The following is a 17,797-nucleotide window of genomic DNA, read 5'->3' as shown; positions in this document are numbered from 1 at the left end:
GCAGTCACAGTTCCCGTACGACACGACCCAAGGACGCGTCCATGCCCCAGCACCGCCGCTCGGCCTTCCTCATCTCGCTGGTCCTCGTGATCTCTCTGCTTGGGTTGCCGACCCAGGCGGCTGTCGATGAGGGGGAGAGCAGCGCCAGTGAGAGCTACGCCAGCGAGAACCACGTCGCTGTCGCGGTGGCCCCCGTCCTGGTCGACACTCCGCGGCTGTCGGGCAGCAACCGGTACGGCACTGCGGTGGCCACGTCGCGGCATCTGTACCCGGATGGCACCCGCACGGTGTTCGTGGCGAGCGGCACGACCTTTCCCGATGCGCTGACCGGGGGATCATTGGCCCACCGACTCGGCGGCCCGATCCTGTTGGTTCGTCCGGACAGCATCCCGCCGGCCGTTGCTGACGAGCTGCGTCGACTGCGCCCCACCACGATCTACGTCCTGGGTGGCACTGGTGCGGTGAACGAGCCGGCTGTGCGGGAATTGCGAGGGCTGGCACCGACCGTGGCCCGCATCTCCGGAGATGATCGCTACGCCACTGCGGTGCAGATCGCCCGCCTGGGCTGGGAGTCCTCTGGCACGGTGTACCTCGCGGCCGGCGGCTCCTTCCCGGACGCGCTGGCCGGTGGTGCCGCTGCGGCATACCAGGGGGTGCCGGTGCTGCTCTCCAGGCCGGCCGGTCTGTCGTCCGCGACCGTCGCCGAACTGCGCCGCCTCGGTCCCTCGCAGGTCGCGGTCCTGGGCGGCACCGGCGTGCTCTCCGACGCGGTGGTCCAGCAGGTGCGCGCAGAGCTGCCGTCGGCCCACGTGGTGCGCCACTCGGGCAGCGACCGGTACGCGACCTCGGCCGCGGTGGCCCGCGCGGTGTGGGGGCAGGGATCGGCCACCGCGCTCTACGCCACCGGCGCTGATTTCCCTGACGCCCTTTCCGGTATTCCGGCGGCCGCCCGACACCAGGCTCCGCTGATGCTTGTCCGGCAGAACTGCACGCCGTCCACCACCGCCGAGGCCGCTGCTGCGCTGCGGGTGCGGACCGCCCGACTGCTGGGCGGGACCGGCGTCCTGTCGGCCGGGAGTCCTTACCAGGTGTGCGGTACCCCGCGGACAGTCGTCTCGGCACTGCTGGACGACATCCCGGTCAAGGGCCGTGCGCCGCGCACCGGCTACGACCGGGCCCTGTTCGGACCTGCCTGGACGGACAACCACGATGCTCCCGGCGGTCGGAACGGGTGCGACACCCGCAACGATGTGCTGCGCCGGGATCTCACCTCCACGCGGCTCGCGCCGAATGGCTGCCGGGTCGAGTACGGCTGGCTGAACGAGCCCTACCTCGGCGAGCAGCGGGAGTTCATCCTCGGCGTCACCAGTACTGCCATCCACATCGATCACCTCGTCTCGCTCTCCGACGCCTGGCAGAAGGGTGCTCAGCAGTGGACCCCAGCCACGCGGGTGAACTTCGCCAACGACCCGCTCAACCTGTGGGCTGTCGATGGGGGACAGAACAACTCCAAGGGCGACGGTGACGCGGCGACGTGGCTGCCCCCGAACCGAGCCGCACGCTGCGACCTGGTGTCGGCCCAGACCGGTGTGAAGCACACGTACGGACTGTGGGTCACCCAGGCCGAGCAGGACGCGATCCGGCGGGTGGTGACCGAGTCCTGCCCCGGGAAGGTGCTGCCCACCCGGCACGACGTGCCGCCGCTGGGGTAGTAGCCCAGCCCGGCTTGGTTAACCTGACGTGATGGGACGCCGCACCATCGCCACCCTGTCCGCCGCTCTTCTGCTTGCCGCCTGCTCGGGCGATGACGGAGGTGAGGGCCCTGCGGGGGGCAGCACGGTGTCGCCGGAGCCGGCGGTGGAGGAGGAAGGCTCGCCGACCGACGACGGCGCTGAGGAGACCTCCAGCGCCGACGAGGTCGAGGGCAGCGAGGGCGGCGCTGCGCCCGAGGACGGCGCGGACGATGCGGACGGTGTCGGCGACAGCGAGGCGCAGGATCCCGTCCAGGCCTTCACCATCACCGAGCACGGCAGCTTCGACGAGGGCTGGGCGATGGACTTCCTGCCCGGCACCGACCACCTCCTGATCGCCGAGCGCGTGGGCGCTCTCCAGCTGCGCGACCAGGACTCCGGCGAGGTCACCGAGGTGACCGGCACTCCCGAGGTTCACCACGCCGGCCAGGCCGGGCTGCACGACGTGATCGCCGGGCCCACCTTCGAGGACGACGGCACGATCTACCTGAGCTGGGTGCGCAGCACGGACCAGGGTGTCCAGGGCGTGGTCGGCCGCGGCACGCTCGACGTCGACGATGCCTCTCTCTCCGACATCGAGGTGCTCTGGGAGCAGACCCCGCAGTCCGGCAACGGGCACTTCTCGCTGCGGATGCTGGTCCACGATGACCACCTCTTCGTCACCTCCGGGGACCGCCAGGAGCTGGACCCCGCGCAGGGCCTGGACACCAATCTCGGCAAGGTCGTTCGCCTGACTCTCGACGGCGAGCCGGCGCCCGACAACCCGTGGGCCGACGAGGGTGGGGTGGCCGAAGAGTTCTGGACCCTCGGGCACCGCAACCCGCTCGGCATCGCCGAGGACTCCACCGGCCAGCTCTGGGTCTCCGAGATGGGCCCGCAAGGCGGCGACGAGCTCAACCTGCTCGAGCCGGGGGAGAACTACGGCTGGCCCGAGGCGTCGATGGGCGTGCACTACGGCGGTGGAGACATCCCGGGCCACCAGGAGGGTGACGGCTACCGTGCCCCGGCGGCCTACTGGGTCCCCGCGATCTCCCCCGGCAACCTGCTGATCTACTCCGGGGACCTGTTCACCGGCTGGCAGGACAGCGCCCTGCTCGGCGGGCTCTCCGGCCAGACCCTGGTCCGCGTCGACCTCGACGGACAGGACGCCGAGGTCGCTGACCAGTGGGACATGGGCTCGCGCATCCGCGCGGTCGACGAGGCCCCCGACGGGTCCATCTGGATCCTCGAGGACGGCGCCGGCGGCCGCCTGCTCGAGCTGCGCCCGGACAATTAGTCCCGGCAACTCACCCCGCCAGCTGACCAGGGAACCCACGAGACCCTCCGGACCCAATAACCTCTCGTCATGGTGAACGCCGCTTTCGTCGCCCCGTTCCTTCTCCCTGCCACGACCCGGTTCGTGCTCGCCGCCGCTCGCGTGCCCGGCGTTCGGCTCGGCGTGATCACGGCCAGCCCGGCCGATCACCTGCCGGCCGTGCTGCGGGAGCAGGGGGTCGCGCACTGGCAGGTCAAGGATCCCCTCGATCCGCAGCAGCTGACCGACGGCGTCCGTGGGCTGTCCCACACGATGGGCGGCGTCGACCGGCTGATCGGCATCCTCGAGCAGCTCCAGGTCCCGCTCGCCCAGGTCCGGGACGCCCTCGACATCCCCGGCATGCGCGAGGACGCGGCCCGCAACGTGCGCGACAAGTCTCGGATGAAGACGGTGCTGCGCGAGGCTGGCCTGCCCTGCGCCCGCCACCAGCTCGTCCACCACACCGACCAGGCCCGCGCTTTCGTCGACCAGGTCGGGCTGCCCCTCGTGGCCAAGCCGCCGGACGGTGCTGGCGCCAAGGCCACCTTCCGGCTGGATACCGAACAGGACTTCGAGTCCTGGCTGCAGGTCGCCCAGCGGGATCCGGGTGAGCCCTGGTTGCTGGAGGAGTTCCTCACCGGTCGCGAGCACACCTTCGATGCAGTGACCCTGGGCGGCGAAACGCTGTGGGCCTCGATCTCGGACTACCACCCGACCCCGCTCGAGGTGCTCCGCCACCCGTGGATGCAGTGGTCGGTGCTGCTCCCGCAGGACATCTCCGGTCCCGAGTACGACCAGATCCGCACCGTTGGCCCTGCCGCGCTCAGCGCTCTAGGGGTCGAGAACGCGCTCTCCCACATGGAGTGGTTCGCCCGTCCCGACGGCTCGGTCGCGATCTCCGAGGTGGGCGCACGTCCGCCGGGTGCGCAGATCGCGGCGATGATCGGGCACGCGCACGGGTTCGACTTCTTCGACGTCTACTCCCGACTCGTCCTGCTCGACGAGTTCGAGCTGCGCGAGCGCACCCACGCCGTGGGCACGGCATACCTCCGGGGCATGGGGCGGGGACGGGTCCGGCACGTCAGCGGGGTCGAGGAGGTCAACCGCGACATCGGTCACCTCGTCGTCGACGCGCGCCTGCCGCAGGCTGGCCAGCCGGCCTCCAGCGGCTACGAGGGCGAGGGCTATGTCACGGTCAAGCACGAGGACACCGCGGTCGTCGCGGCCGCGCTCGACCGGATCGTCTCCGGGCTGCGGGTCGAGCTGATCGAGACGGACTGATCGAGACGGACTGAGGAGAACCGCCCCATGAACGTGCTGATGATCTCGCCCGGTTTCCCCCTGGAGCAGGCCTACTTCACCCGGGCGCTCGCGGCGACCGGCGTCCGGGTGATCGGGGTCGGTGACCAACCCGTCGGAGCGCTGCCCCGGGAGGCGCACGACTCCTTGGCCCACTACATACAGGCCCCTCTGGCCAACACTGAGGAGGTGCTGCGTCGGCTGGACGAGCTGGCCCAGTTCGCCAGTTTCGACCGGGTGGAGTGTTTGTGGGAGCCGTATGTCGAACTGGCCGCGCAGATCCGCGAGCATTACGACCTGCCCGGCCTCACCGTGGACCAGGCCGTCCTCTTCCGGGACAAGGAGAAGATGAAGAAGGTCCTGGACGAGGCCGGGATCCGCACGCCTCGGCACGCGGCCGCGGATAGTGTCGCCGAGGTCTGGGACGCGGCAGACTGGATCGGCTTCCCGCTCATCGTCAAGCCGATCGCTGGCGCCGGGTCCGCGGACACCTACCGCGTCGACTCGCCCGAGCAGCTGTCCGAGGTGCAGCAGATGATCCGGCATGTGCGCCGCGTCAGCGTGGAGGAGTTCATCGACGGCGAGGAGTTCACGCACGACACGATCTGCGCCCGCGGCGAGGTGCTCTTCGAGAACATGAGTTGGTATCTGCCCCGCCCGCTCGAGGGCCGTAGCCACGAGTGGATCAGCCCGATGACGATCGCGCTGCGCGACATCGAGGACCCCAAGTTGGCGCAGGGCCGCCAGCTCGGGCTGGATGTGCTCAGGGCGCTCGGCTTCGACGAGGGATTCACCCATCTGGAGTGGTACCGCAAGTCCGACGGCGAGGTCGTCTTCGGCGAGATCGGCGCCCGGCCGCCCGGAGCGCGCTCCGTCGACGTGATGAACTACGCGCTCGATGACGACCTGTTCCGGTTCTGGGCGGACGCGATCGTGCATGGGCCCGCGGGTGTGCGGCCGGTGCAGCGGCGTTACAACGCGGTGAGCATCTTCAAGCGGGCGCAGGGGCGCGGGCGGATCACGCGGGTCGAGGGGCTGGAGGAGCTCGTCGAGAAGCACCGTCAGCAGATCTGCGTCGTGGACCTGCTCCCGGTCGGCGCTCGTCGCCGGGACTGGCGCGCCACGCTGCTCTCGGACGGCGTGATCATCGTGCGCCACCCCGAGTTGGACGGGATGTTGGAGGTCGCGGACGACTTCGTCCAGGACCTGCGTCTCTACGCCGAGTGAGGTTTGCGCCAAGGCCCCGTATGCCGTGTGGCCGCCTCGGGCACTCCCGTCAGGGGCGGCGGGCGGTGGCGAGGAAGACGGTATAGGGCTGATCGTCTCGCTCGATGGCGTGGCAGTCCTCGATGACGACCTGGTCGAGGCCGGCCTCGCGCAGCGCCGTGGCGACGTCCTCGCGGACGAAGCCGTGGTGGCCGTCGAAGTCGTGCAGGTGGGCGTGGAAACTGCCGTCCTCCGCGTCGAGGTCGGCGATGGCGAGGTGGCCGCCGGGGAGGAGGAGTTCGGTGAGGTTGCCGAGCGCGGTGGCGAGGTCGGGCACATGGTGGAGCACCATGGAGGCGACGACCAGGTCGAAGCGCTCGTCCGGGAGGGGTGTGGCAGCGTCCGAGAGATCCAGGTCCCAGACCTGCGAACCCTCGGGAAGGGAGCCGGCGACGATCTTCTCCTCGATGACCTTCCGCATACCGGACGAACTGTCGACCAGGACGATGGGCGCGACGGGGGCGAGGTAGCCGACCAGAGCTTGGGTGACCAACCCGGTGCCGGCGCCGTACTCGAGCAGCCTGCCACCAGCGGCCTCTGGCACGCGCCGGGCGATGTCGGCGGCGACCTGACCGGCGCTGCGAACCTTGCCAGGATCCTCGTCCCAGGTGGCGGAGGTGGAATCGAAGTGGTCATCGTGGGCAGCCATGGGTCCAGGGTGCCAGCGGTGGGCGAGCGCCGTTGGGGTGAGGTGGCCGGATGCACTAGATTCGCCGAACGTGAGTGCCCAGGCCCCCAACGCAGTCATCCTCATCCGCGCGCTGCGGTTCACGCCCAACCCGGCGACCGCGGCGGACAATGCTTTCCAGTCCGACGCCCCGGAGGGTCAGTCGGGCGATGCGACCTCGGCGCGGGCGCTCGCGGAGATGGACGCGTTGGCCGCCGCGCTGCGCGAGGCCGGTGTCACGGTGCACGTCTTCGAGGATGAGGACCATACCCGGCCGGACAGCGTCTTCCCCAACAACTGGTTGTCCACCCATGCCGGTGGCTATGTCGCGGTCTACCCGATGTATGCCTCGAACCGGCGCCACGAGCGGCGTTCCGACGTGCTCGAGCTGCTCAAGTCGCGCTATCGCGTGCAGACGATCGTGGACTACTCGGGGCTGGAGGCGGACGGCATCTTCCTCGAGGGCACCGGGGCGATGGTGCTCGACCACGTGTCGCGGGTGGCCTACGCCGCTCGTTCGCACCGGATGGACGCCCACGTCCTGGAGCGCTTCTGCACCGACTTCAGCTACGAGCCGATGGCCTTTGACGCGGTCGATTCCGATGGTGTGCCGGCCTATCACACCAACGTGATCGCCTGTGTCGGAACGGAGATCGCCCTCTTTGCCCTGGAGATGATCCGTGACGAGCAGCGTCGGGAGCAGGTGCGTGAGCGGCTCACCGTGAACGGCCGCACGCTGATCGAGATCACTGAGGACCAGGTGCGGGAGTTCGCCGGGAATGCGGTCGAGCTGCATGGGCGCACGCCGGAGGGCCGTAAGCGCTCCATCCTGGCCATGTCGGCCCGTGCTCGGCGCTCGCTGACCGATGAGCAGGTCGCGCTGATCGAGGAATCCTGCGAGATCGTCGCGGTCGACATCCCCACGATCGAGCTCGCGGGTGGGTCCGTGCGCTGCATGATCGCCGGGATCCACCTGGATCGGCGCCCGTCGGCGGAGCCTGAGCTGACCCCGGCCGTGGAGGGGATCGACGAGGACCCGCACACGGTCGATGGGCGGGACGTCGCCGACGAGTCCTGAGGGGCCCCGCGTCGCTGGTGCGTGGGTGCCCTCGCCTGGCGCGCGGGGTGCCCTCGCCTGGCGCGCGGGGTGTCCTCGCCTGGCGCGCGGGGTGTCCTCGCCTGGCGCGCGGGGTGTCCTCGCCGAGCCGCTGAGCGTCCCTTCCTCGTCGCTGCGCGGTGTTGTGACGAGACGCGAGGTGTGTCGGCGGCGCCGAATACCGTCTCTGGGCATGGCGCGAGCCACCCCTGCCTCCGCCGCCTCGCGCTCAGGCCTGTGGCTCGCGCCCAGATCACCCAGCGATAGGCCTCACAGCAACGCCACGGGACCGCCGACGCGCGGGTTGCCTGTACGACACGCGGTTGTGGACAGGTGTTTTGCAGTGACGTACATGTGTGCTATTCTGTAGTCAGATGATCGAGAACATGGGGCTTCTCGGGACCGGGAACGCACGCTTCGAGGGGAATCGAGGGGAGGTAGTGATGAAGCAGCAGGATGGCGAGCATCAGGGCCAGGACGTCCCGGCCGGCGGCACTGATCACGGGCCCGCGCGAGCGGGCGGGACGTCAGAGTCAGGGGTGTCAGCGTCGGGGGTGTCGCCGGTGATCGTGGGGGTGGGGCAAGCGCACCGGGCGGTGCGGGAGGCTGAAGCGCGCCTGTTGTCCTGCATCGGTCAGGCCTATGAGCAGACCCGGGCACGGGTGATAGCCAGACGGGACAAGGTCGGTGTGGAACTGTCCGCCACCGCCGCTGACCAGCTGCACCGGGAGACCCGGGCCTGCCTGGTCCTAGAGCTGGAGACCGCGTTAGGAGTACGGGAGCACGACGCCCGCACCCTGGTCTCGATCGCGACCCACGGCCACCAGCTGCAGGACATCCTCACCGCCACCATCACAGCCGCGGAGACCACGCTGGCCCAGGCCTGCCGGTTCTGGGTCACCACCGCCGGGCTGAGCAGCGAGCAGCAGGTCCTGATCGCACTCGTGATGTACGGGCCCGACCCAGCTGTGGCCGCGACCGAACGGCTGGACCACCACGGACAGTTCCACCACCAGCCCTGGGCGCACGCCGAGCACGAAGCCGCCCTGGCCCGAGAAGTGATGGCCGCCAAAGGCACCGACCCGGCCAGCGAACGCGCCCGCCGGATGCAGGCCTACAACGACCGCTACACCCGGGTACGGATCAACGACGATGGCACCGCGACCCTGACGATCCGCGGACCCGCACCCACCGTGATCGCCGCCGGCCAGCGCCTGGACGCCGCGGCCACCACCCTCAAAGTCGACGGTGATGAACGCACCCGACCCCAAGGCAGCACCGACCTGGCCCTCACGATCCTGACCTACGCCACCATCACCCCCCTGACCCACATCAACCCCGCCCAGACGCAGCCCGGCGAGGCACAGCCCGGCGAGGCACAACCCGGTAAGGCAGAGCCAGATGGGGCACAGCCCGGCGCGGATGAGCCCGATGGGGCAGAGGCCGCCGGCGGCGGCGACGCGGCCGGGACGGGACGAGGCGATGCGGCCGGGACGGGACGAGGCGATGCGGCCGGGACGGGACGAGGCGATGGGGAGGACGCGGGCTCCAGCTCGGATGAGCCAGATGGTCTGTTCGATCCGGTGATCGCCCCGGAGAAGGCGGATCTGCTCGCGCGGATCATCAACGCCGTCCCACCCATCGCATTGCAGGTCATCGTCCCGCACGACGTCCTCGGCCTCGGCCAGCCGATCTGCCCGACCTGCGCCACCACTATCCACCCGTCCCCACCCGCAACACCAGATCCAACCCCAGGGGCAGCACCACCAGGGACGCCACCGCCAGGGACGGCACCGCCGGCGTCGTCGCCGGGAGCGGCGTCGCCGGGAGTGGCGCCAGGGAAAGCGCCGCCGGGGACCGCACCCCCGGGGACAGCACCGCCGACAGGGACGGCGCCGCCGGGGGCGGGGGAGACATCAGCTGGGGAGTCTGATGACACAGGGGAAGCACGGGGACCAGGGGGAGCCGAGCCATCCGGGCCGGAGAGTTCACGGTCAGAGGGTTCGCGGCCGGATCGGCCGGTCGGGGTCCCGGGGTGGGATGTCTCGATCCGAGGCAAAGTCGCTGAGATCGTGGGGGATCACCCTGCCTTCATCAGCCCCGGCCACGCCCGAGAGCTCGCGCTGATCCCAGGCAGCACCCTGCACCGGCTGGCGACCGACCCGCTGGACGGGCGCCTGAAAGAACGCACCATCACCACCTACCGGCCAGATACCGAGATGCGCAGGCAGATCAGAGCCGCCGACCGGTACTCCCGCTACCCCGGCAAACGCACCCCCTCCACCCGGTGCGAGATCGACCACGTCACCCCCTACGGATGGGCCGACGGCCCCACCGCCGAGACCAACCTGCAACTGCTCAACCTGCCACCCCACCACCGCAAGACCGCCGGCATGCTGCACGCCGCGATCAACACCAACCGCGACATCACCTTCACCACCCTGCTCGGACAAATCCGCACCACCCGCGTCCACGACTACCGGCAATACACCCACACCATCTCCCGCGACGAAGGACTAGACGCCCGAGACCGCGCCGCCCAACTCGCCTACGCCTACTACGCCCACCACTCCGTCCAACACGACCGACCCGACCCCACCAGCATCATCCAGATCTCCCACACCGACCCCAACGGCCGCACCCGACCCGGACCCACACCCCACACCCCCACCCCCGACCAACTCCTCACCGACTGGAACACCGACAGCGGCTCAGAAGAGCCGCTGGGTGACGAGTCGTTGTAGTCCGCAGAGTCCCCATGCCGACCACCGCACGCCCGCAGTGCGTCAGGTCCGCCGGAGGGCGACCCTGGCGTCGCCTTGGGGGAGCTTGTCGGGATTGCGCACCATGTAGAGCTCCTGCACGAGCCCGTCGCGCAGCAGGACGGTCGCCGCAGCCAGGCGTTCTCCATGGACGAGGACATCCATCCCAGGTTCCCCGTTGATCACGGTGGGAGCGATCACGACTCCAGGGATGCTGACGCCGGAGAGGAAGCGCAGCACCTTCTCGGCGCCGACGATGGGGCGCAGTGCGGCCTTCACCTTCCCGCCGCCATCAGTGAGGAGAACGACGTCCGGAGCGAGAACATCCATCAACGACTGGAGGTCGCCGGTGTTCACGGCTGACCGGAACCGCTCCACCACGGCGCGATGTGCAGTGTTCTTCATGAGCAGAGAGGCCTAGGTGTCGGCCAGCTTAGTGATATCCCGTTGCTCGCGCACGCGCCTCCTCGCCCGGTGGGCGATCTGACGCGCAGCAGCCGGGGTCCGATCAAGTGCCTCGGCAATCTCCGCGTACGGAAAGTCGAAGACCTCACGCAGCACGAACACCGCGCGCTCCACCGGACCCAAGGTCTCCAGCACGAGGAGCATGGCAGTGGAGACGCTCTCGGCAAGGGTTACGTCCTCGGCCAGGTCTGGGGCCGTCAGCAGCGGCTCAGGCAGCCAAGGACCGACATAATCTTCGCGACGGCGGGCCAGCGTTCGGAGCCGGTTCAGGCCGAGTCGGGTCGTCGTCCGCACCAGATAGGCACGAGGGGTGTTGATCGCCTCATGGTCAACCTCCGACCACCGCAACCACGTCTCCTGCAGCACGTCCTCGGCATCGGTTGCCGAGCCCAGGAGCTCGTAAGCCACCGTGAAGAGCAGATCCCGATGCGCCACGAACTCGGCGAGGCCGGAGGAGTCGCCTACATGCGGCATACGGACATCATCCCGGGCGGGATGCCCTCGCGTCATGCTCGGGCAGAGGCGCCGGTTGCCTGGGCCAGCGGGACGGGGCACGCGTCGCTGTAACCCTGGCTGGTCAGTCCCATCGCCGCATTGACCCGGGACCGCTGGTTCTCCAGAGCCACCATCAGGGTCAGCTCGACGAAGGCCCGGTGGCCGAGGGCCGAGCTGAGCCGGGCGACCTGCTCATCGCTGGTGGTGGGCGGCGTCGCCGTCATCGCCTCGGCGTAGGCCATCACCTGCCGCTCCAGCTCGGTGAAGGCCTCGGACTCCCGCCACCGCGGAACCTGGCTGATCCGTTGGGTGTCCAGGCCCTCCGCGTGGGCCGCGTAGTAGGCGAAGTCCACACACCAAGAGCAGCCGATCTGACCAGCTGACGCCATCACCGCTAGCGACTTCAGGGTCGGGTCGAGCGAGCGCCAGCGCGCCACCCGGAGCTCGAACAGGAAGAGGTCGACCGCGGCCCGACGATGGTGCCAGAGCACGCGGGCACTGTCGGGAACCTGGCCGAAGGTGCGTCGCGCCAAGGGCATCAGCACCCGAGCCAGCAGGTCGTCGGACGGATGGGCAGGGATGTGGGGGAGAAGCGCCATACCACTGGGACACCGGCGGAGCCGGATGTGTGACACCTCCGTCCAGCGGACACAAGTTTGGCCATCTGGCCAAACTCGTGCCACACTGGATGAAGCAAGCACTTCTCCCTCGCCCGATCCCGGGCTGTCCGAAAGACGTAGGTACCCCTGTGTCCGCCCTCCGCCGCTGGTCCGCACTCGCCGTGCTGATCCTGCCGGTCCTGCTGATCTCCATCGACATGAGCGTGCTCGGCATCGCCGTCCCCGCGCTCTCGGCCGATCTTGAACCGACCTCCAGCCAGCTGCTGTGGATCATCGATCTCTACAGCTTCCTGCTCGCCGGCCTGCTGATCCTGATGGGCAGCCTCGGCGACCGCTACGGCCGCCGACTGCTGCTGCTGATCGGCGCTCCCGCGTTTGGCTTGGCCTCGGTGATGGCGGCCTTCTCCACCAGCCCGGAGATGCTGATCGCCGCCCGTGCCCTGCTCGGCCTCGGTGGCGCGACCCTGATGCCGTCGACCCTCGGACTGCTCCGCACCATCTTCCCCGACCGCAAGGAGCGCCGTGCCGCGATCGCGGTCTGGGCCGCCGCCTTCTCCGGTGGCGCCGCCCTCGGACCCGTCGTCGGCGGGCTTCTGCTCGAGCACTTCTGGTGGGGCTCGGTCTTCCTGGTCAACGCCCCCATCATGGTGATCTTCCTGATCCTCGCGATCATCCTGCTGCCCGAGGCGAAGGACCCGAACCCGGGCCCGTTCGACCTTCCCTCGGCGCTGCTGTCGATCGCCGGCATGCTGCCGGTCGTCTACGCCTTCAAGACTCTGGCCAAGGACCCCAGCCTGGGTGTCTCCGCACTGCTTCCGCTCGCTGGCCTGGTCGCCGGGCTCACGCTGCTCGTGCTCTTCGTCCGGCGCCAGCGCCGCCTGGAGCACCCGATGATCGATGTCGGCCTGTTCACCCGCCCCGGCTTCTCGGCCGCCGTCCTGATCAACGTGATCGCCGTCTTCACCCTGCTCGGCGTGATGTTCTTCTTCCCGCAGTACCTCATGCTCGTCCAGGGCATGGGCTCGGCGCAGGCCGGCCTCTGGTTGCTGCCGCTCGCGCTGGCGACCATCGTGGGTTCGCTCACCTCGCCCTTCGTGGCCAAGGTCGTCTCCGTGCGGGGTGTCATCCTCTCCGGCCTGGTGCTGCTCACCGCAGGTTTTGTCACCGCCACCCGCCTCGACGACGCCGAGACGTTGACCACCTTCGTGCTCACGTCGTTGCTCATCGGTCTCGGGGTCGGCCTGGCGGAGACGCTCACCAATGACGTCATCCTCACCACCGCCCCGCCGTCGCGGGCCGGGGCTGCGTCCGCGATCTCAGAGACGGGCTACGAGTTCGGTGGTGCCATGGGCACCGCGGTCCTCGGCACCGTGGGAATGGCCGTGTATGCCCGTAGCCTGGGTGCCGCGGACGACCTCGCCGGGGATCTCACGGCGAGTCAGTTGGACGGGGCGCGCCAGACGCTCGGAGCCGCGCACGAACTGGCAGACCGGCTCCCGACCGAGGTCGGGACTGTCCTTCGCGACGCAGCCTCCGACGCCTTCGTCACCGGCATGGACACCGTCGCCTGGGTGAGCAGTGTGGTCATCCTCAGCACCCTGGTCATCGCCTGGCGTGGCCTGCGCACCCAGGCGCAGGACGGCGCTGAGGTCGAGTCCACCCCCTCACCGGTGCGTGCCGTCGAAGAGGATCGGATCGAACGCGATCGGGCCGGGGTGTCCCGATGACCCCTCCTCGGGCGCGGCGGCCGCAAGTGCCGATGGAGCAGCGTCGGGCCGAGCTGACCGAGGTGGCCCTCCGCGTCATGGCGCGTGAGGGCGCCTGGGCGCTCACCACCCGCGCTCTGGCCAAGGAGGCCGACGTTCCGCACGGATCGGTGCACTACGCCTTTTCCTCCAAGGCCGAGATCGTGCGGTCCGTCATCACGGCCGACACCGACAGCGCCGTGCAGATCTTTGGTGGGGTCGATGTCGACGGTGCCAGCCCCGGCGAGACCCTCGGGCGGGCGTTCACGGCATACCTGGATCGGTTGATCGCCGACCCACAGACCGAGCTGGTGCTGCAGGAACTGACCCTGATGGCAGTGCGCGACCCCGAGCTGGCCGCGCTCATGGCTGAGTCCTCGATCGGCTACGGCGCGAGCCTAGGGAAGCTTCTCGCGACCCTGGCTGAGCAGACCGGACGCACCTGGGATGCTCCGCTGCCGGTCATCGTCGAGCAACTGCTCGGCCTGCTGTTCGGGACCACGCAGGCCTGGCTGCTGCATCGCGACGATGAGCGTCTGCGCTGCGCGTTGGCCGATGCTGCTCGGCTCTACGGCGCCCGCTTGGAGCAGGTGGCGGAGTAGCAGCTATCCGTGCAGTTCCCGGTGCAGCCGCTGCATACGACTGTCCAGCTCAGCAGCGGTTCGCGCGGCGTCGGTGAGTTCCTCGAGCAGTTCGGGGGGCACATCGCTGGCGTACTTGTAGTGAATCTTGTGCTCCAGGCTCGCCCAAAAATCCATCGCGATGGTCCGGAACTGGATCTCCACCGGCACATCGACCCGACCGGTCGACATGTAGACCGGGACCTCGACCACGGCGTGCAGGCTCTGGTAGCCATTCGGCTTGGGCTCGGCGATGTAGTCCTTACGGCACCGGACCGTGATGTCGTCCTGCGCGGTGAGCAGCTCGACGAGCCGATAGACATCGGAGATGAAGGCGCAGGTGACCCGCACCCCGGCGATGTCGGTGATCTGCTCGCGCATGTCCTCGAAGTTCGGGGGGACGCCACGTCGTGCGACCTTGGCGAGCAGGCTGTCTGGCGACTTCACCCGGCTGGTGACGTGCTCGATCGGGTTGTAGTCGTGAATCTCGCGGAACTCATCACGCAGGATCTCGATCTTGGTCTCCACCTCACGCAGCCCGAACTCGTACTCGAGCAGGAAGCGCTGGAAGCCGACGCGGATCGTGCGCAGCTGCTCCGCGTCGAGCGTCAGACCGTCGGTGGTGGACAGCACCAGTCCCTGAGCGGGATCCTCCCGCCGCATCGCCACGCGCAACGCTTCGCGAAGGAGTGGGTCGGCGCTGGTCATGTCTCCACCTTCTCGCACGCACCTGGGAGTTGCCTCCGCAAGCTCCGTCAGATCCAGCCCGCACGTGGGGCGGGACGGCCAGGTCTGTCAGCGCCGTCCTGTATGACGTGTACATGGCAGAGCAGACCACCTTCCCTCCGTTCGAGGTCACCGAGGAGGCGATCCAGGCGCTGGTGGACCTGGGCGGGGCTGTTCGCCTGGACATCGAGCCGGGCGGGTGCTGCGGCACCACCTACACCTACGCCCTCGCCGATCCCAACGTCGATCCCAACGTCGATCCCAACGCCGAACCGGCCGACGGGGAGCACCGCTACGGCTGTCCCGGCGCCTGGCTCCTGGTGACCCAGCGGGCCGCCGCGGTGCTGACCGGGGCTCGCCTCGACTATGGCGCGAAGCTGAAGCCGCCGCGCTTCCGGGTGACCCGCAATCCCAACACCCCCGAGGTCTGCGCGTGCCGGCGCTCCTTCGGGCAGCCCTGGCCAGGCCCAAATCAGCCGACCTGCCGCTCCTACGAGCCGATGCCCTGGGACACCGAGTACGAGCCACCTGGGCCCTGGCGGCGACGCACGGCATTCGACGAGCGCAGGGACGAACAGCAGGGGAAGGGATGAGCGCCCGCAGCGTGCTCATCGATCTCGCCCCACTCCGCCAGAGCCAGCCCTACCGCCGCTTCTGGGTGGGCGGACTGCTCGCCGGCCTCGGCGCGCAGATCGCGGTCGTCGCCGTCCTCTTCCAGGTCTGGGAGCAGACCCGCAACCCGTACTGGGTCGGGGCGATCGGCCTCGTCCAAGCCGTCCCGATGATCGTGATGGGCCTGATCGGTGGGCCTGTTGCCGACGTCCTCGACCGGCGCACCGTGGCGCTCTGGTCCACTGCGGGGCAGACGGTCGCGGCACTCACGCTCGCCGCCCAACTGGTGGTCGGCCTCTACCCGCTCCCGATCTTGCTGACCGTCCTCGCCGGCCAGACCGCGTGCGCCGCGCTCGGCGCCCCAGCACGACGGACCTTCACCGTCCGGCTGCTGCCTCGCCACCTCGTGGCGGGCGGAATCGCGCTGCACATGATCAGCTTCCAGGCCGCGATGCTGGTCGGCCCCGCCCTCGGGGGCCTGCTGATCGGCGCCACCTCGGTCGCCGTCTGCTACCTGATCAACGCCCTCGCCCTGCTGATCAGCTGCTGGTCGGTCTGGGTGCTGCCCGCCATGCCGCCGGAGCGGGGGCCGGCCACCACGCCGGGCACGGCAGACACCTCCCGTCGTCGTCCCCTGACCAGGGGGTGGCGACGCGTGTGGCGACGCACCCGCACCGCCCTGAGCCTGCTCGGCGAGGGCGTGACCCAGGTGACGCGCAACCCGGTGCTGCGCGGATCGTTCCTGCTCGACCTGGCCGCAACCCTGCTCGCCTTCCCGATCGCGCTCTTCCCGATGGTCAACCAGGAGCTCTTCGGCGGCGACCCACGCACGCTCGGCCTGTTCATGACCGCGGTCGCCGTCGGCGGGGTGAGCGCCGGACTCGCCTCCGGGCTGGTCACCCGGGCCCGCCATCTCGGTCGCGTCCAGCTGCTCGCCGTGGGTATCTGGGGGATCGCGCTCCTGGGCTTCGGGCTGGCGGCGCTTGCCGGCATCGCCTGGGGAGCTCTGCTCGCCCTCGTCGTCGCCGGCGCCGCCGACACGGCCTCGGTGACCTCCCGAGCGGCCATGGTGCAGCTGGCCACACCGGACCGCACCCTGGGCCGGGTCACCGCGGTCGAGCATGTGATCGGGGTCGCAGGACCTGACATCGGCAATGCGCGCGCCGGGTTCGTCGCCGGCCTCACCACCCCGGCCTGGTCCGCCCTCCTCGGCGCGGGCGCCTGCCTGGTGATCTCGGGATGGGTGGCCCTCACCCATCGCCCGATCGCGGACTTCGTCGTCGACGAGCCCTGAATCTCTCCGGGGCCGCGAAGGTCAGCGCCAGCCGAGCGCGGGATCCGCCGCGACGGCGAGGACCTGCTCAACCACGTGGGCGCAGTAGTCGACGCCCAGCTGGTTCGGGACGGTCAGCAGCAGCGTGTCGGCCGCCGCGATCGCCTCGTCCGCAGCCAGCTGACGCACCAGCTCGTCGGGCTCGGCGGCATAGGTCTTGCCGAAGGTCGCCCGCCCGCCGTCCAGCATCCCGACCTGGTCGGTGCTGCGCCGCTCCAGCCCGAAGTAGGCGTGATCCTGGGCGCTGACCAGCGGGAAGATGCTGCGCGACACCGAGGTGCGCGGCTCCCGTTCGTGGCCGGCCTCCCGCCAGGCCTCGTGGAAGAGCCGGATCTGCTCGGCCTGCAGCTGGTGGAAGGGCATCCCCGCGTCCTCGCTGATCAGCGTCGAGGACATCAGGTTCATCCCCTGCCGCGCCGTCCACTCGGCGGTCGCTCGCGTGCCCGAGCCCCACCAGATGCGCTCGCGCAGGCCCTCGGAGTGCGGCTCGACGCGCAGCAGCCCGGGCGGGTTGGGAAACATCGGTCGGGGGTTGGGCTCGGCGAAGCCCTCCCCGCTGAGCACCTCCAGGAACCGGTCCGTATGCCGCCGCGCCATGTCCGCGTCCGACTCACCCTCGGCGGGGTGGTGGTCGAAGTAGCGGTAGCCCTCGATGACCTGCTCGGGGCTGCCCCGGCTGATCCCCAGTTGCAGTCGGCCGCCAGAGATCAGGTCGGCGGCGCCGGCGTCCTCGGCCATGTAGAGCGGGTTCTCGTAGCGCATGTCGATGACACCGGTGCCGATCTCAATGCGGCTGGTCCGGGCACCCACCGCCGCGAGCAGCGGGAACGGCGAGGCGAGCTGCCGGGCGAAGTGATGCACCCGGAAGTAGGCGCCATCTCCGCCGCACTCCTCGACGGCCTCGGCCAGCTCGATCGACTGCAGCAGCACGTCGGAGGCCGACTGTGTCGCGGACTGCGGGTGCGGGGTCCAGTGCCCGAAGGACAGAAAGCCGATGCGCTTCATGTGCTGGGCAACGGCAGCGCGCCCTCTGCTGTTCCATACCC

General features: G+C 69.7%; 16 protein-coding genes. 10 read left to right on the top strand and 6 right to left on the bottom strand.

Features of this window, described 5'->3' with window-relative positions; all coding sequences use genetic code 11:
- Positions 1–41 precede the first annotated feature (41 nt).
- The 4 genes from ACQBAT_RS15410 to ACQBAT_RS15395 all read left to right on the top strand — a co-directional run bounded on the left by ACQBAT_RS15410 (position 42) and on the right by ACQBAT_RS15395 (position 5,571).
- A complete protein-coding gene (locus ACQBAT_RS15410; protein ID WP_420747858.1) occupies positions 42–1,712 on the top strand; it encodes a cell wall-binding repeat-containing protein in 1,671 nt (556 codons plus the stop codon).
- A gap of 31 nt (positions 1,713–1,743) precedes the next feature.
- Complete coding sequence (locus ACQBAT_RS15405; RefSeq protein WP_420747859.1) at positions 1,744–3,027, top strand: PQQ-dependent sugar dehydrogenase; 1,284 nt, start codon at positions 1,744–1,746, stop codon at positions 3,025–3,027.
- Between the two features lie 69 nt (positions 3,028–3,096).
- Positions 3,097–4,326, top strand: coding sequence for a hypothetical protein (locus ACQBAT_RS15400; RefSeq protein WP_420747860.1), 1,230 nt, complete (start codon positions 3,097–3,099; stop codon positions 4,324–4,326).
- 27 nt (positions 4,327–4,353) lie between these two features.
- Complete coding sequence (locus ACQBAT_RS15395; RefSeq protein ID WP_420747861.1) at positions 4,354–5,571, top strand: ATP-grasp domain-containing protein; 1,218 nt, start codon at positions 4,354–4,356, stop codon at positions 5,569–5,571.
- A 49-nt stretch (positions 5,572–5,620) separates the two neighbouring features.
- Here the strand turns inward: ACQBAT_RS15395 and ACQBAT_RS15390 are convergent, their stop codons facing one another.
- Positions 5,621–6,259, bottom strand: a complete 639-nt coding sequence (locus ACQBAT_RS15390) for a class I SAM-dependent DNA methyltransferase (RefSeq protein ID WP_420747862.1) — start codon at positions 6,257–6,259, stop codon at positions 5,621–5,623.
- Between the two features lie 70 nt (positions 6,260–6,329).
- Between ACQBAT_RS15390 and ctlX the strand changes: the two genes are divergently transcribed.
- Both ctlX and ACQBAT_RS15380 read left to right on the top strand, forming a co-directional pair.
- Complete coding sequence (gene ctlX / locus ACQBAT_RS15385) at positions 6,330–7,355, top strand: citrulline utilization hydrolase CtlX (RefSeq protein ID WP_420747863.1); 1,026 nt, start codon at positions 6,330–6,332, stop codon at positions 7,353–7,355.
- 461 nt (positions 7,356–7,816) lie between these two features.
- The gene (locus ACQBAT_RS15380) at positions 7,817–10,117 is read left to right on the top strand and encodes a hypothetical protein (RefSeq protein WP_427197716.1); all 2,301 of its coding nucleotides are present in this window, start codon (positions 7,817–7,819) and stop codon (positions 10,115–10,117) included.
- Between the two features lie 42 nt (positions 10,118–10,159).
- On the opposite strand, the gene ACQBAT_RS15375 is transcribed toward ACQBAT_RS15380, so the two are convergent.
- Genes ACQBAT_RS15375 through ACQBAT_RS15365 form a run of 3 tightly spaced genes read right to left on the bottom strand, consistent with a single transcriptional unit; the run spans position 10,160 to position 11,694 of the window.
- A complete protein-coding gene (locus ACQBAT_RS15375; protein ID WP_420748619.1) occupies positions 10,160–10,540 on the bottom strand; it encodes a hypothetical protein in 381 nt (126 codons plus the stop codon).
- A gap of 12 nt (positions 10,541–10,552) precedes the next feature.
- Positions 10,553–11,074: a sigma-70 family RNA polymerase sigma factor gene (locus ACQBAT_RS15370; RefSeq protein WP_420748618.1), complete on the bottom strand. Its 522-nt coding sequence runs from the start codon at positions 11,072–11,074 to the stop codon at positions 10,553–10,555.
- A gap of 32 nt (positions 11,075–11,106) precedes the next feature.
- The gene (locus ACQBAT_RS15365) at positions 11,107–11,694 is read right to left on the bottom strand and encodes a carboxymuconolactone decarboxylase family protein (protein ID WP_420748617.1); all 588 of its coding nucleotides are present in this window, start codon (positions 11,692–11,694) and stop codon (positions 11,107–11,109) included.
- Positions 11,695–11,843: 149 nt separating this feature from the next.
- Here ACQBAT_RS15365 and ACQBAT_RS15360 point away from each other — a divergent pair, with 149 nt between their 5' ends.
- Positions 11,844–13,442, top strand: a complete 1,599-nt coding sequence (locus ACQBAT_RS15360; RefSeq protein ID WP_420748616.1) for an MFS transporter — start codon at positions 11,844–11,846, stop codon at positions 13,440–13,442.
- Positions 13,439–14,062 carry a TetR/AcrR family transcriptional regulator gene (locus tag ACQBAT_RS15355; RefSeq protein ID WP_420748615.1) on the top strand — a complete coding sequence of 208 codons (624 nt, stop codon included), beginning with the start codon at positions 13,439–13,441 and terminating at the stop codon, positions 14,060–14,062. The genes ACQBAT_RS15360 and ACQBAT_RS15355 overlap by 4 nt, the downstream gene beginning before the upstream one ends.
- Positions 14,063–14,065: 3 nt before the next feature.
- Here the strand turns inward: ACQBAT_RS15355 and ACQBAT_RS15350 are convergent, their stop codons facing one another.
- Complete coding sequence (locus ACQBAT_RS15350) at positions 14,066–14,743, bottom strand: GTP pyrophosphokinase (RefSeq protein ID WP_420748620.1); 678 nt, start codon at positions 14,741–14,743, stop codon at positions 14,066–14,068.
- 158 nt (positions 14,744–14,901) lie between these two features.
- Here ACQBAT_RS15350 and ACQBAT_RS15345 point away from each other — a divergent pair, with 158 nt between their 5' ends.
- A complete protein-coding gene (locus ACQBAT_RS15345; RefSeq protein ID WP_420748614.1) occupies positions 14,902–15,399 on the top strand; it encodes a HesB/IscA family protein in 498 nt (165 codons plus the stop codon).
- Positions 15,396–16,712 (top strand): MFS transporter, encoded by a 1,317-nt coding sequence (locus tag ACQBAT_RS15340; protein WP_420748613.1) that lies wholly within the window; start codon positions 15,396–15,398, stop codon positions 16,710–16,712. Before ACQBAT_RS15345 ends, ACQBAT_RS15340 begins: the two co-directional genes overlap by 4 nt.
- A 21-nt stretch (positions 16,713–16,733) precedes the next feature.
- Here the strand turns inward: ACQBAT_RS15340 and ACQBAT_RS15335 are convergent, their stop codons facing one another.
- Complete coding sequence (locus ACQBAT_RS15335; RefSeq protein WP_420748612.1) at positions 16,734–17,756, bottom strand: LLM class flavin-dependent oxidoreductase; 1,023 nt, start codon at positions 17,754–17,756, stop codon at positions 16,734–16,736.
- Positions 17,757–17,797 lie beyond the last annotated feature (41 nt).

Origin of the sequence: Ornithinimicrobium pulveris, from assembly GCF_050261105.1 — a bacterium.
Taxonomy (GTDB): domain Bacteria; phylum Actinomycetota; class Actinomycetes; order Actinomycetales; family Dermatophilaceae; genus Ornithinicoccus.
Note: the sequence above shows the minus strand (reverse complement) of the source record. Positions and strands in the feature narration are given on the sequence as shown.

Coding starts and splice junctions, on each gene's coding strand:
- ACQBAT_RS15410 (WP_420747858.1), top strand. CDS start 42: ATGCCCCAGCACCGCCGCTCGGCCTTCCTCATCTCGCTGGTCCTCGTG.
- ACQBAT_RS15405 (WP_420747859.1), top strand. CDS start 1,744: ATGGGACGCCGCACCATCGCCACCCTGTCCGCCGCTCTTCTGCTTGCC.
- ACQBAT_RS15400 (WP_420747860.1), top strand. CDS start 3,097: ATGGTGAACGCCGCTTTCGTCGCCCCGTTCCTTCTCCCTGCCACGACC.
- ACQBAT_RS15395 (WP_420747861.1), top strand. CDS start 4,354: ATGAACGTGCTGATGATCTCGCCCGGTTTCCCCCTGGAGCAGGCCTAC.
- ACQBAT_RS15390 (WP_420747862.1), bottom strand. CDS start 6,259: ATGGCTGCCCACGATGACCACTTCGATTCCACCTCCGCCACCTGGGAC.
- ACQBAT_RS15380 (WP_427197716.1), top strand. CDS start 7,817: ATGAAGCAGCAGGATGGCGAGCATCAGGGCCAGGACGTCCCGGCCGGC.
- ACQBAT_RS15375 (WP_420748619.1), bottom strand. CDS start 10,540: ATGAAGAACACTGCACATCGCGCCGTGGTGGAGCGGTTCCGGTCAGCC.
- ACQBAT_RS15370 (WP_420748618.1), bottom strand. CDS start 11,074: ATGCCGCATGTAGGCGACTCCTCCGGCCTCGCCGAGTTCGTGGCGCAT.
- ACQBAT_RS15365 (WP_420748617.1), bottom strand. CDS start 11,694: ATGGCGCTTCTCCCCCACATCCCTGCCCATCCGTCCGACGACCTGCTG.
- ACQBAT_RS15355 (WP_420748615.1), top strand. CDS start 13,439: ATGACCCCTCCTCGGGCGCGGCGGCCGCAAGTGCCGATGGAGCAGCGT.
- ACQBAT_RS15350 (WP_420748620.1), bottom strand. CDS start 14,743: ATGCGGCGGGAGGATCCCGCTCAGGGACTGGTGCTGTCCACCACCGAC.
- ACQBAT_RS15345 (WP_420748614.1), top strand. CDS start 14,902: ATGGCAGAGCAGACCACCTTCCCTCCGTTCGAGGTCACCGAGGAGGCG.
- ACQBAT_RS15340 (WP_420748613.1), top strand. CDS start 15,396: ATGAGCGCCCGCAGCGTGCTCATCGATCTCGCCCCACTCCGCCAGAGC.
- ACQBAT_RS15335 (WP_420748612.1), bottom strand. CDS start 17,756: ATGAAGCGCATCGGCTTTCTGTCCTTCGGGCACTGGACCCCGCACCCG.